9 protein-coding genes are annotated in these 13850 nt (G+C 42.9%); 5 read left to right on the plus strand and 4 right to left on the minus strand.

The genetic code is table 11. From position 1 onward, the window contains the following. The first annotated feature begins 76 nt into the window (after positions 1 to 76). The 5 genes from A9267_RS16110 to A9267_RS16130 all read left to right on the plus strand — a co-directional run bounded on the left by A9267_RS16110 (position 77) and on the right by A9267_RS16130 (position 8073). Entirely contained in the window at positions 77 to 1477 is a 1401-nt protein-coding gene (locus tag A9267_RS16110) for a TolC family protein (RefSeq protein ID WP_065109892.1), read from the plus strand. Next, positions 1474 to 2766 (plus strand): efflux RND transporter periplasmic adaptor subunit, encoded by a 1293-nt coding sequence (locus A9267_RS16115; RefSeq protein WP_065109893.1) that lies wholly within the window; start codon positions 1474 to 1476, stop codon positions 2764 to 2766. Before A9267_RS16110 ends, A9267_RS16115 begins: the two co-directional genes overlap by 4 nt. After that, a complete protein-coding gene (locus A9267_RS16120) occupies positions 2766 to 5960 on the plus strand; it encodes an efflux RND transporter permease subunit (protein ID WP_065109894.1) in 3195 nt (1064 codons plus the stop codon). The genes A9267_RS16115 and A9267_RS16120 overlap by 1 nt, the downstream gene beginning before the upstream one ends. 152 nt (positions 5961 to 6112) lie before the next feature. Then, positions 6113 to 6820 carry a response regulator transcription factor gene (locus A9267_RS16125; RefSeq protein WP_065109895.1) on the plus strand — a complete coding sequence of 236 codons (708 nt, stop codon included), beginning with the start codon at positions 6113 to 6115 and terminating at the stop codon, positions 6818 to 6820. Next, a complete protein-coding gene (locus A9267_RS16130) occupies positions 6817 to 8073 on the plus strand; it encodes a sensor histidine kinase (protein ID WP_065109896.1) in 1257 nt (418 codons plus the stop codon). The genes A9267_RS16125 and A9267_RS16130 overlap by 4 nt, the downstream gene beginning before the upstream one ends. A gap of 102 nt (positions 8074 to 8175) precedes the next feature. On the opposite strand, the gene A9267_RS16135 is transcribed toward A9267_RS16130, so the two are convergent. The 4 genes from A9267_RS16135 to A9267_RS16150 all read right to left on the minus strand — a co-directional run bounded on the left by A9267_RS16135 (position 8176) and on the right by A9267_RS16150 (position 13714). After that, positions 8176 to 10599, minus strand: coding sequence for a S8 family serine peptidase (locus A9267_RS16135; protein WP_065109897.1), 2424 nt, complete (start codon positions 10597 to 10599; stop codon positions 8176 to 8178). A 516-nt stretch (positions 10600 to 11115) separates the two neighbouring features. Further along, positions 11116 to 11820: a tRNA (guanosine(18)-2'-O)-methyltransferase TrmH gene (trmH, locus tag A9267_RS16140; protein WP_065109898.1), complete on the minus strand. Its 705-nt coding sequence runs from the start codon at positions 11818 to 11820 to the stop codon at positions 11116 to 11118. Between the two features lie 206 nt (positions 11821 to 12026). Next, positions 12027 to 12854, minus strand: coding sequence for a mechanosensitive ion channel family protein (locus tag A9267_RS16145; protein ID WP_065109899.1), 828 nt, complete (start codon positions 12852 to 12854; stop codon positions 12027 to 12029). A 209-nt stretch (positions 12855 to 13063) separates the two neighbouring features. Beyond that, positions 13064 to 13714, minus strand: coding sequence for a DedA family protein (locus tag A9267_RS16150; protein WP_055022534.1), 651 nt, complete (start codon positions 13712 to 13714; stop codon positions 13064 to 13066). Positions 13715 to 13850: the final 136 nt, after the last annotated feature.

Consider the following 13850-nt stretch of genomic DNA (forward strand, 5'->3'; position numbering starts at 1 on the left):
TTAGAACTTAACGACGTTAACCCTGCCTTAACCCACACTTCATTATGCTTATCCCAATATTAGTGGGAGAGCATCAATGACGTTTCGACATTCCATCATTGCAATCGTGTTAACAAGCCTCGTCGGCTGCGCTGCCAATGACAGTGCAAACTTTGCGACTCAAGCATCAGACAATCGTACTCAAACTATTGAAAAGTTGATTAAAACAGTCAATGAAAGTACGGGGAGTCATGCGGGTGTGCAACATACAACTAACGCCAATGTGTTATTGACTGATTTAGTCTGTGTACCCGCATTGAATACCTACCTTGAAGCGGCGTTAAACCATAGTCCAAGCTTACAGCAAAGCATCATTGCCCTTAAGATTGCTTATGCACAACAAGGGGTGACCTCTGCTAGTCGCTTGCCAAGCGTGAGTGCTGGATTTGATGCCCAAAACGCCGAAGACAGCGATGAATCTTATAGCGCTGATGTCACCGTCAGTTGGGAATTGGATATCTGGCAAAAGTTGGCTGATAGCTCTGCAGCAGCCACAAAAGATATTGCTGCGACTCAAGCCAGTTTAGATGCGGCTAAAAATCTGCTTGCAGCTAATATCATGCGAGGTTGGCTTGAGATCAGTGTTAACCAACAATTATTAGATATTGAACAGCGCCGTTTAGTCATCCTTGCGCAAAATGAAACCTTAGTGCTTGAACGTTACCAAGCTGGCCTAGGCTCATTAGAAGAGTTGGATAATGCTAAAACGAGTACAGCTTCAACTCGCGCTACAGTGGTTCAATACCAAGAGAGTGTCGCCCAAAGCAAGCGAAGCTTGATGTTACTCACTGGTCAGTGGCAGCCAGAAAGTGAGATGCCAGCGCTTGATGTTGTCAGTGAGTTTCCCCATGTCATTAACCCGCTAGATGCTGTGCCTGTGCAAAATATGGCAGGCCGCCCCGATTTACAACAAGCCTTCTTTAATATTGAAGCTGAAGCCTTGCGCACTGACGCAGCTTATAAAGCAATGTTGCCTTCATTTAGCTTGTCGGCAAGTTTAACTGATATTGCTCAAACCCCAAGTGAAGCATTACTGACTAACCCACTTTGGAGTGTGTTAGGACACATGTCGGCACCGTTATTTCAAGGTGGTGAACTTAAATCACAAGCTGAAATAGCGCAACTGACGACAGAGCAAAGCTTTTGGGCTTATCAAGAAACCCTGTTGACTGCGGTTAACGAAGTTGAGAATACGATTGGCCAAGAAAGCGCTTTAACCTTGCAGCAAAGCCATCTTGACGATGCGTTTTTAAGTGCACAGCGCAGCATCGTCAGTTACCAGCAGAAGTATCGCCAAGGTTTAGTCGACATATTGGATTTATTGACTGTTCAGCAACAGGCATTCGATATCGAAGCGCAATTAACTAACACCACTTATCAAAGATTATTAAACCGAATTGAATTAGGTCTAGCGCTAGGTTTAGGAGTATCAGCATGAAGCAAATCATTACCCGTAAATTAAAAAAGAATGCCTTAACGATTGCGATCACTTTAGCTGCTGCTGGTTCAATATTTGTCGTCGCGGCTTATAACGGCAGTCAAATGGGACCGGGACCTGGTGAGAAAGGGAAGGGGCCAGCAGCATCGACTCAAGCGCACCAACCTGAGCGCCCTGAAGGTAAACCTGCTTCATCGTCAAATACCACCTTGTTATCGCAAGTGGCGGTACAGCTGACGGCTGTGGAGTCTTATCAGGCGCAAGTCACCGGATATGGCGAAACCAAACCACGCTTTGAGCTGACCTATACCAGTGAAATCAGTGGTCGAATTACGTGGTTAGCTGACAGCTTTGAGTCTGGTCGAGTTGTCAAAAAAGGCGAACTGTTAGCAAGATTAGATGACACCAGCTTTCAGCAAGCTGTGTCACAGGCTAAAGCCGATGTCGCAACAGCAAGACTTGCACTTCTAGAAGAGCAACGTGAAGGCGAACAGGCAAGAAGTGAGTGGCAACGCTCAGGGTTAAGTGGAGAACCTAGTTCACCGTTAGTGCTTAGAGAGCCGCAACTGGCCAGCGCTGAAGCTGCGTTAGAGAATGCGCAAAAATCGTTAGAAAAAGCTGAGCGTGATCTTCACTATACAGAAATAAAAGCCCCGTTTGATGGGGTGATTGTCAGCCGTAATGTGCAATTAGGCAGCTTTATTAATGTCGGTGGTGAAGTCGCAATCTTGTATAGCGTTGACCGCATAGAGGTTGAGATCCCGTTATCCGAAAAGCAATGGGCTAACTTACCGCAAGCTGTAATGAATGCGGTTAATGACACTAATGCTGCCACAGCTAATACTGATAGTGCGCAGCAATGGTATGCAACAATAAAAGCAACAGGCAGCGACACCACACAAGGGCAACAGTGGTCTGCCTATGTTGAACGTACTCATCAATATGTTGCCAAGGACACACGTCAACGTTCATTAGTGTTAGTGGTCGAGAAACCACTTGAGCAAGGTGCGCCGCTTTATCCTGGCACCTTTGTTGAAGCGACCATTGAAGGGATGACACTAGATTATCTATGGGAACTGCCTTCATCAGCTCGTTCACAGCAAGGAGAAATTTGGACGGTTGATGCCCAAGGGTTATTGCAAAAATCAACAGCACATACCTTGTTCGAGCGCCAGAATAAAATCTATGTCACCCCAACAGAAGAGGCTGAATTAGCCCAAGTGGTTAAGCGTCCACTAAGCAACTTTAAAGCGGGTATGAAAGTTGTACCAACAACTGAGGAGCTATAATGAGTCAGCATGTAAATGACAAAGCGCCATTGCCATCAGGCATTATTTCTTGGTTCGCTCAAAACTCAGTCGCGGCAAACTTATTAATGATGGGCGTGATCATTGTCGGCCTGTTTTCATTCAATGATATTCGCAAAGAAGCTTTTCCAAGCCTTGAACCAGATTTAGTAACAGTATCGGTCAGTTACGACAGTGGTGACCCTATTCGTGCTGAAGAAAGTATCGCAATGAAGATTGAAGAAGCGCTTGAAACCGTTTCGGGTGTTAAGCGTATTACTTCAACTTCTAATGCATCAGGCAGTAATGTTTCAATCGAAAAAGAAACTAACTATGACCTAGATACGTTACTAACTGACGTTAAAACCAAAGTTGATGCGATCAATAACTTACCAACCGATGCTGACAATCCGGTTATTGATAAAGCCCGTCGTCAAGAGCATGCCATATGGGTGCAACTATACGGTGATGCTGACCGCAAAACCCTACAAGACTTAGCAGAGCAGCTTAAATCAGATTTGTTAAGTCAAAGTGCTATTCGTGACTTATCGATTAGCGCCAAACTTGATCCAATGATTTCAGTTGAGGTGAATGAGGTCAAACTACAGGCATATGGCCTGACTTTGACCGATGTCTCTAATGCTATTAATGCTGAGTCATCAAGCAGTATCGTGACTAGTTTACGTAATGCCGATAAAACCGTGCGCCTAAAAGTGTCTGAGCAAGCTTATGAAGTTGAAGACTTTAAAAATATCTCAGTATTAACCTATGCCGATGGCAGTCATATTCTACTGTCTGACATTGCCGTGGTTACCGATACGTTTGAAGAAGATACATTCAGTTTATCTCGTTATAACCAACAAAACGCGATGGGTATTCAGGTCGTCATGGATGAATACAGTGATGTGGTTGATATCGTTGCACAAGCAAAACAGGTTATCGAAACATGGCGTAGCAGCAACCTATTACCTGAAAATGTTGAGATTGAAAGTTGGTATGACAAGAGTGATCTGATCACTGAACGACTATCGCTGTTAGCGAAAAATGCATTAAGTGGTATTGCATTAGTCTTTATCATTTTGGCGTTATTCTTAAATATCCGTGTCGCATTTTGGGTGGCAGCCAGCTTACCGTTTGTCTTCAGCGGCACGTTATTTTTTATGACGGACACCTTTGCTGGGTTTACCTTAAATGAAATGACCACCTTTGGTTTTATCATGGCCCTTGGGATCGTGGTTGATGATGCGGTAGTGATTGGTGAAAGTATCTATACCACGCGTAAGCAACAAGGCGACTCAATCCGAAGCACTATTATCGGTACCCATAAAGTTGCCGCACCGACGATTTTTGGGGTACTCACAACGGTTGTGGCCTTTATGTCGATAGCCGCAATTGAAGGTAAGCTAGGGGAAATTTACGCACAGTTTGGCACGATTGTGACCATCTGTTTATTGCTGTCTTTGGTGGAATCTAAATTGATTTTGCCTGCCCATTTAGCGCATATGAATACACAGCGCAGTGATAAAAAAACGTTTTGGAATACGATTCAACAAGGCGCTGATAATAGCCTAGATTGGTTTAACAACCATGTTTATAAAAAGGTCATTAGCCAAGCCCTTAAGTTGCGTTATGCGGTGGTGATGGTATTTATCGCACTGTTTTTGTTAGTGATTGGTATGCCATTTACCGGTGGCGTTCGCGTGGCCTTTTTCCCTGAAATTGCAGGCGATACAGTGCGAGCTGAAATACGCATGGTTAACGACAGCAGCTACGGCCAAACTCAAACCAATTTGATGACACTGGAAGCCAATGCCATTGAGCTTGATAAAACCTTGCGTTTAGCCGCAGGCGAGACGGAGTTTTCAAGTGATTTTGGTGCTGATTCACACTCTGATATTAGCAGCATTCAGGTTACCGCTAGCGCCGATAAGTCAGGTTCGGTGATCATCGAATTAGACAGTGATGCCGCTTATACCGCGCGTGATTTTGCCAATGCATGGTCAGATATGTCAGCGCAAATGGAAGGGGTAAGTAAGCTTAAAGTATTGTCGATGCAGGAAATGGTCGATAACTTTAAAGTTGAGCTTAAAGCCAATGATGATGGCTTATTAACTGAAGCGGCCAATAAACTTAAGCAAAAACTGCAAACCATAGATGGCGTGAGTGGCATCGATGATAACCTTGATTTAGGTGAGCCGCAGTACCGTTTTGAGTTAACACCTCAAGGGCGCGCTTTAGGGATGGATACCGCTGACTTAGCCAAGCAAGTATTGCAAGCGTTTGGTGGTGATATTGTCCAGCGTTTTCAACGTGGTAAAGATGAAGTGAAAGTGCGAGTTCGTTACCCTGAGGAAAACCGTCAGACGTTTGCTGATGTCACGACCGCCAATGTCAGAACCGCTGATGGTACTGTTGTGCCGTTAATTTCGGTCGCCAACGTTTACTCTGATTATCAGCAGTCAGAAATCACCCGTATTGATAACCAGCGCGCGGTATACATTACCGCTGTGGTTGATAAAGAAGTGATTGCGTCTAATGAGTTGGTCACGCAATTGCAGCAAAGCATGGTGCCACAATTAAATGCTGACTACCCCACGGTAAAAATTGACTTTACAGGTGAAGCAGAGCAGCAAAAAGAGTCCACCGACTCAATGCAAGCGACCTTTGTATTGGCGCTAATATTAATTTTTGCGCTGTTGGCGATACCGCTTAAATCGTACGTGCAGCCAATGATCATTATGATAGCGATTCCATTTGGTATTGTGGGGGCGATTTTGGGGCACTGGTGGAATGATTTAACTATCAGTATCTTATCGCTAAATGGTATTTTGGCGTTAAGTGGCGTGGTGGTGAATGACAGTCTACTACTGGTATCGCGTTTTAATGAGTTAGTACGTGAGAAGTCGATGTCGATTGGCGATGCTATTGAGCAAGCTTGTACAGGACGTTTACGTGCTGTGTTACTGACCTCAATTACCACATTTGCAGGTCTTGCTCCGCTATTAAGTGAAACCTCAATGCAAGCGCAGTTCTTAATTCCTGCTGCAGCGGCATTAGGTTACGGTATCCTATTTGCTACAGTGATAACCTTAGTATTAACACCGTCGTTGCTGATGATTAAAGCCGATACTGAAAGCGGCATTAAAAGGTTAAAGCAACGTTTGTTTGGCTCAGCTAACACTTTGCAAACGCAATGATAGTAACGCATCGTTCGATTCAGTTAGACTGAGTATGTGATCTTATTGCTCAGTGAATGATGCTCGTTATGTGCAGCGTAACGGCTATTGAATACACAATTATTCGCGAGTGATAAAGCCTCGCACTGATATGGAATCTAAGAGGGAAAACAATGTCTGATCATTTGCAGTTACTTCTGGTTGAAGATGATATTGACCTAGCAACAGCGATTATTGATTACCTTGAACTGGAAGATATTCAGTGCGATCACGCAGCCAATGGCGCTGTCGGCGTTAATTTAATTGAAACCAATCAATACGATGTTGTGGTGTTGGATTTAAACCTGCCGAAAATGAATGGTCTTGAAGTGTGTGAACGTATACGCGCTCAAGGCATTGATGTACCAGTGCTAATGCTTACCGCCCGAGATACCTTAGATGATAAGTTAGTTGGCTTTTCAAAAGGGGCAGATGATTACCTCATTAAACCCTTTGCGATGGAAGAGTTAATTGTACGATCGCAAGTGCTATCACGCAGACGCAGCGGCGAGGTAAGGAAACTTATGGTAGCGGATTTAGCATTAGATCTGCACAGTAAAACGGCTACACGAAAACAGCAGCCGCTTAAATTGTCACCCACAGCGACTAAAATACTTGAGTGTTTATTACGAGAAAGTCCTAAAGTCGTTTCACGAGAAAAGCTCATGCAAAGTGTGTGGGGAGATGAGCAGCCAGACAGTAATAGTCTTAAAGTGCACATGTTTAACTTACGTAAAGCGGTGGATGGAAACTGCGAAGAAGCGCATAAGTTGATTCATACGATAACAGGTCAAGGCTTTGTTCTTAAAGTTGAATCTGAAAAGAGTGTGCCCACATCATGAAGATAAGACCCAGTATAAAAATATACTTTTTACTTGCCATGTTACTCACTGGCACTGTTATCGTTGTCGGCATGTCAGCTGTTGCGGTCAGTTATTTTTTTTCTGGGTTAGATGTTGCGATGACAAACTTTGTTCGCTCTCAAGCGAATGAAATAACATTAGAGGGCGACAAGTCCTTAACGATAGGGGAACTTACCGTCGCGACTCGTTGGGAGTCATTGCCCCAAGTGATCCAAGATAACATTGATGTTAATGACCTAGAGCCTAATCAGTTAACCAAAAAAATCGATGGGTTACCGATAATCGATCAACCCAAAAGAGCCTTGTTTGCAATGAAGGTAATATCTGGCGATACAGTGCGTTATGCCTCTGTCATGCTAGATAAGAAATACAAACAAAAGCGCAGTAATAAACCGCCGCAATTTATCTATATTTTACTTGTCGGACTGATTGCGATTATGTTGTTTTCATTAGTGCTTTTTTTAGTACTGCGCAAAGTCGCCAATCCCGTTGAACAGTTAAAAGAGTGGGCTAAATCGCTTGATAAAGACAAGCTAACTCAGCCTCGTCCTAATTTTCATTACAGTGAATTAAACACGTTAGCCGATATAGTACAGTCAAGTTTAAGCTCTGTGCAGGAAACCTTAGACAGAGAAAAACGCTTTTTAGGCTATGCAAGCCATGAGCTGCGCACTCCTATTGCCGTTTCTCGTACCAATGCTGAGCTATTACGTAAAATGATAACGAAGCAATTGCCCGCAGAAAAACAGCTGGCTGTGCTTGATAGAATAGAGCGAGCAGGGCTAACAATGACTGATTTAACTGAAACCTTATTGTGGTTAAACCGTCAAGAAGGCAAGTCATTACCGACCAGTGATGTGGCCGTTGGCACGTTAGTCGAAGCGATTACAGCAGAGTTACATTATCTTTTACAAGGTAAAACGGTAGAAGTCACTTTGAGTACAGACGATACTGAATTAACCATGTCTGAAGGCTTATATCGGATCGTTATTACTAACCTTATTCGTAACGCATTTCAGCATACTTTTAACGGCAAGGTGGTGATTGAGCAGTTAAACGATCACTTATCGATTACCAATTATAACCTTGACCCTGATGATCAAAATCAAGCGGATGATTTGGGCTTTGGATTAGGGTTAGAGTTAACTGAAAAATTAGTGAATCAATATGGGTGGCATTATCAAGTGACAGAAGTCGAAGGCGGCCGCAAGGTTGAACTTAACTGTAAGTGATTGATAAAAAATGCCTGCCAAAGGGGAGCTGGCAGGCATAAGAAAGATATAGTGCTACAGCAACATAGGCACTATAACTTGCCCATTACGGACAGGGTCGAGCTATTGAAAACTTAACTCCCAAGCGTTTATTGTGCCAGTATCTCGTCGTGCACTATCAACCGCTTTTAGCGTCCAATCTCCAGATGACTCAACACCTGACATATCAACCGTATAGGTGTTAACAATGTCATTGGCACTGCCGCCACTGTTGTCATGCAATACAGCAACTTGACCAGTAGGGCTATATAGCTCGACTTTTAAATCACCGATGTAAGTATGACTAATATTGACGCTGACGGTGATTTCACCTGAGTCACCCGTGCGTGTTGCAGATAAGGTGCTACTAGCGCCTACACTGCTGTTATCAGGGATGTTATAGCTAGTATTGTTTGAGTAAGTTGCAGCGCCGCCACTGCCACCGCCAGTCGAATCAGTGTAGTTAGCCACTAAGCTCACGCCACTAAATGCACTATAACCTCGCACCATGACATGGTATGTACCCGTTTGCGCTGAAGCGATAGGACAAGATTCAGCATTTCCGCCTTTCCAAGGACGACAGTCATAGCTGCTGGTGGTTGGTGCTGCGCCATATTGCACGTATAAATCAGCGTCACCGCTACCGCCGCTCATAGTAAAGCTTAAGTCTGTAGCACCTGCTGGTACATCAATTGTGTAAAATAACTCATCACCTGTCGCGCCACTTAAATTAGATTTAGCCACACCATTGACCAGCTCATTATCACCGACACCTGTGCCAGGATCTGTTGGTCCATTACAAGAAGCATCCAAATAAGCTTTAGCTGCTTGGGCATCAACCAAACCATAACCGGTTCGGTTATCACGACCTGCAACATCTAAGTCTTCAGCTGTTGCATTAAGCGCAGCACGTACTTGGGCCGCACTACATTCTGGGTGATGACTCCACACTAAAGTAGCGACACCTGATACATGTGGTGTGGCCATAGATGTACCATTGTAGTACTCGTAATCTTCATTATCGGTATTGCTGACAGTTGCAGTAGCGCCGATTTGATTTCGCAGTGCCAGACCTGTAGCGCGATCGACTGAGACAGACACAATAGGGGCTTCGTTATTACTGTCGACTAAAAATGGGTTTTGTAGTCCTGGTAAGGCGGTATTACTGTAGACAATTGACGCGCTAGCACCTGCGGCTTCACAAGCTTTAACAGCGTTAATATCAGGGTAACTTGTCCCTTGGTTGCCAATACGTTCAACTAAACAAATTTTATTGTTCATGTTGCCACAGTTAAAACTACTGCCGTTAACGGTACATTCTGCCAACTCACCCGTTGCAGAGCCGATAAAAGGAGTACTGACATGGTTTGAACCAGAAAGTACATAGCGGTTATGCGGCACAACGCCATTATCAAAATACGATTGACCGTTAATAGTAATATCGGCTAAACGACCTTCGCCTCGGGTCACCGTTGATAAAATTGCTTCACCGGGACCTGAGATTTCGACTTGCGCAGTGAACTGTGAAAATGCCGCATGGTCTTTATTGCTATCGACCGCCGCTACTGACATGACAGAGTCATAAGATGCTGGGTAGCTCAGAGTTGAATTACCATCATTACCTGCAGCTGCAATCAATAACACACCGTTATTTTCATGGGCAGCGAGCGCATTTCTCTCTGTGTTACTAGAGCCTGAACCACCTAAACTCATGGTGACAACATCAGCGTTGTTATTCACACAAGTATCGACAGCTGCGACTAGATCGGATGAGTAACCCCAACCAGAAGCATTAAACACTTTAATCACATGGATGTTCGCGTTTTGATTTGGCATAACACCAACAACACCTTCATTGTTAGCGATAGCTGCAATGGTACCTGCAACGTGAGTACCGTGGGCATTTCCTGCTCCAGGCTCATACCAATTGTTAGTGCCAGAGTTATTGGTGCCAGTGACATTGTTGGCATTTAAGTCGTTATGACCCAAGTCGTATCCAGAATCAATAATACAGATTGTACGATTGCCCGCTTGGCTATCACTGACAGCTGTCGCGCCGACATAAGTCTGACCCCAAGGAGTGCTTTCGCTTAATAATCGACGTGGTACATCTTCTTCAACGTAATCAACATCGGCACGATATCTCAGTGCTTGTAGGTTTTTACTATCGAGCTTAACGCTATAGCTATTGCTGCGCCCAATTCGCTTCATTTCTTTCGCTGAAACACTGTTCATGGCGCGAAAGTGAGAAAAGACTTCATTGCTTCTAGGTTCGTATTGGGCATCACTTATGGCATCGGAGGATGCAGATGTTGAAAAGCCAGCTGCTGCAGCATTGGCGTTTTTAAATTTAACGATATAACGCTTTGGTAGTGGGTTTTGTTGGTCGAGTTGAGGTGAATTACTATTCACATTTGGTGTAAAAACAGGTGCTGCGTTGATGCTGGCAGAGATCGAAAGTGCCAACACAGACAGTCCTAGCACTGTTGTGGCTTTATTTTTTGTCATAACTATCTTCCATGTTATTCAGAGTAAAAAATTGTTTATTATAATTTTTGCAGCGTAAAAAGCTGTTTTATCTCGCTGCGACGATCAATGTATCTTTAGTTGTTACAGTTGTAAAATAAATGTAAATGAAATTACATAAAGGAGTCGTGCTCGATGAAATGAATTTTTGATGAATAAATATTCAAATTGAGATGAGGTTTATTGTTCTGTTTTGCGAAGTGTGTGATTTAATATTCAGTGATATGCAGTTTTTATTTGAAAAGGGGGAGTGGGTTTAGATATTGAGTTAAAATCAATAAATCAATCTAACTATATGATTTATTTGGTTTATATTTTTTGTACATTATTTTTGTAAATTATTTTTAAATTGGTCGTCGCAATAGCGTTATTTTGCTTAGGTAATCAAGAGGTCATTCAACTTTGGCGTAAATCGGTTTTGATCAATATCCGCTCCGGCAAATATATGGCAGAGCGGCGATGTTGAGTTAACGTGATGAAGCTAATACGAGTAAGAATTTACTCATCCAATGCTTCATTTGGATCGGGAGCGCGCATGCGATCCCACCAGTCATCATCAGCACTGATTTGTCCTAATTCATCTATCGCTGGGTAAGGAATATTCTTTCTTCGACAGGCTTTAGCGTAAACAGGGTGACCTTGCTCAAATAACTTAGTTTGGCAATATTCATGGTCTAATTGCCTGTTGTTATACAGTCCAGCCTCTTGGCGTTGACGCTGCGCCTCATACATGATCAAAGCACCAGCAACAGAGACATTCAGTGATTGCACCATGCCTACCATAGGAATAATGATATGTTGATCGGCGGAGTCAATTGCTTCTTGGCTAACACCATCTCGTTCGTTACCCAGTACAATTACCGTCGGTTTAGTGTAATCAATCTCACGAAAATCCACGGCAGTGTCTGAAAATGTCGTCGCTAATACCTGCATTCCCTGTGCTCTAAACTGCTGATACGCTTCTTGATAAGTTACATGCTTAATCGTGTTAACCCAGCGGTGACTACCTGACGATGTATTACCCGACACCCATAATGAATCTTCTGGCATGACAGCATGAATTTGATGAATACCTACGCTATCGGCAGTGCGGACTGTAGCAGCGATATTATTGGTTTTATGAACCTTATCGAGACACACAGTGAGGTCGACTTGGCGGTTATCAAGCATTTCATTGATGCGGGCTAAACGTTCTGGCGTCATGGGGTTATTTCTACTTCTTTGAATAATAGGATGAATCGTTATCACGATTTTTTGCGCAGGGATTATAACGTTAAAACGGCGATAAACTCGACTGAAATGTGCTTTAAGCGAAGGATTGAGGCTCAAGGGTAATAATTGCAAGTTATGATAAATAGAAAACGAGCAAGGCTATAGGCGCTTGCTCGTTAATGATAATTGCTAATTGACTATTTTTCTTTCTCAATAATGACTTTTCTGTGTGGGAAAGGAATTTCGATTCCCGCTTCATCGAGGGCTTTTTTTACCAGCTCAGGGATCGAGTACAAGATGTCAAAGTAGTGTTCACCATGACAAAATGGTCTTACGAGAAAATCCACTGAACTGTTATTGAGGGTTTCAACTTCAACAAAAGGAGCTGGGTCTTGTAACACATGAGGATGAGCGGCAAGCACTGCATCAATTACTTTTCTGACTTCATCGGTATTCTCTTTGTAAGCCACGCCAAAATGCATATCAACACCACGAATATCATGGAAGGAATGATTAACAATTTGCGCGCCCCAAATTTGGCTGTTAGGAACAATAATATGTTGATTATCGAAGGTTTTAAGAATGGTTGTGAATAAATCAATTTCTTGAACATTACCGAATCGATCGGCTGCACTAATAAAGTCGCCCACTTTATAAGGGCGGAATAATAACAGCATAACGCCGGCAGCTAAGTTAGACAGCGTCCCTTGCAGTGCTAAGCCAACTGCTAAGCCTGCTGCACCTAATAAAGCAACAATGGATGCGGTTTGTACCCCAAAGCGGTTTAATACGGCAATGGCCACAAATGCAAGAATGACATACTTAGCGACACTGCCTAAAAAACGAAATAGGGTGTTGTCGAGTTTATCGTAGCTCTCACCAATTTTATTAATAATTGCGCTTGCTTTGTTAGCGACATATAGGCCAACGATGAGTATAAGCGCAGCGAGTAATACATTGATCCCGCCATCGATGATGATGGGCAAATATTGATTAATATCGATTTGACTCACATAGTCTTGCATTTAATGCCTCCTGCATAAAAGGGATACTTACCTTAGATTCAACAAATATGCTGTATTGGATTGAACATAACTGAGCTGCTAGTTAGGCAAGTTATTTCAAGCTAATGACTTGATATTATTGATATCAAATGAAGCTTAGCACAACCCTGTGCTATATGTGATGACAAGCGCTTTACGCTAATACTTTTGCTTTAGACAATCGGTAGAAATCATTGATTATGACTTTTAGACTTTTTTGAAAAACGAAACACCATGGCTGCAGTAGCTGATAGCATTAAGCTCATACTCACCACTAAAAATGCTTTATTTAAGGTTTCTTGATAGTCACTTAACAGGGGGTTATTCATTACCCATTGACCGATAAATAACAGGGTTGTGGTCCATATCAGTGCACTGGTAACGCTCATTAATACAGTGCGTTTAACGCCAAGCTTTCTGATCCCCATTAGCATTGGAGTGAGTACTCGCACAAAAGGTATAAACCGTGAAAAAAACAATGCGAGGAAGCCATACTTCTCGAGTAAATCAGATGCCCGCTGTAAGGTATTGTCTGGTAGTCCTTTTTCGATTTTGTTGACCATAGGGTGGTGTGACAACCATCGTCCTTGCATATAGGCAATAAAGGAACCTAGACCCGCAGCAACGGTCAGTAATGCGATGGCCAATTGCAGCTCAACAACACCTAAACCGACTAAGCCGCCAACAAATAGCACTAGACCATCACCGGGAAGGGGTAAGAATACAAAGCTTGATTCTAGAAATAAGATTAACGCTAATATCAACATTAAGTGATATATCGAAACAGTTTCCATTAAAGCATCAAAATCTTGATGCCAAATTGAAAGCAGTACATCAAACATTAACTATCCTTAAATTATATTTAAGCCAAGCAAATAAATAGTGAAGACATTGGCATATTAGGGAAAATATTAATTGTCTAGGGTATCACTCAATATCGTTTTTTTTATATTAAATAACGGTCATCTTTATACAGCG

The organism is Shewanella sp. UCD-FRSSP16_17, from assembly GCF_001675935.1.
Taxonomy (GTDB): Bacteria; Pseudomonadota; Gammaproteobacteria; order Enterobacterales; family Shewanellaceae; genus Shewanella; species Shewanella japonica.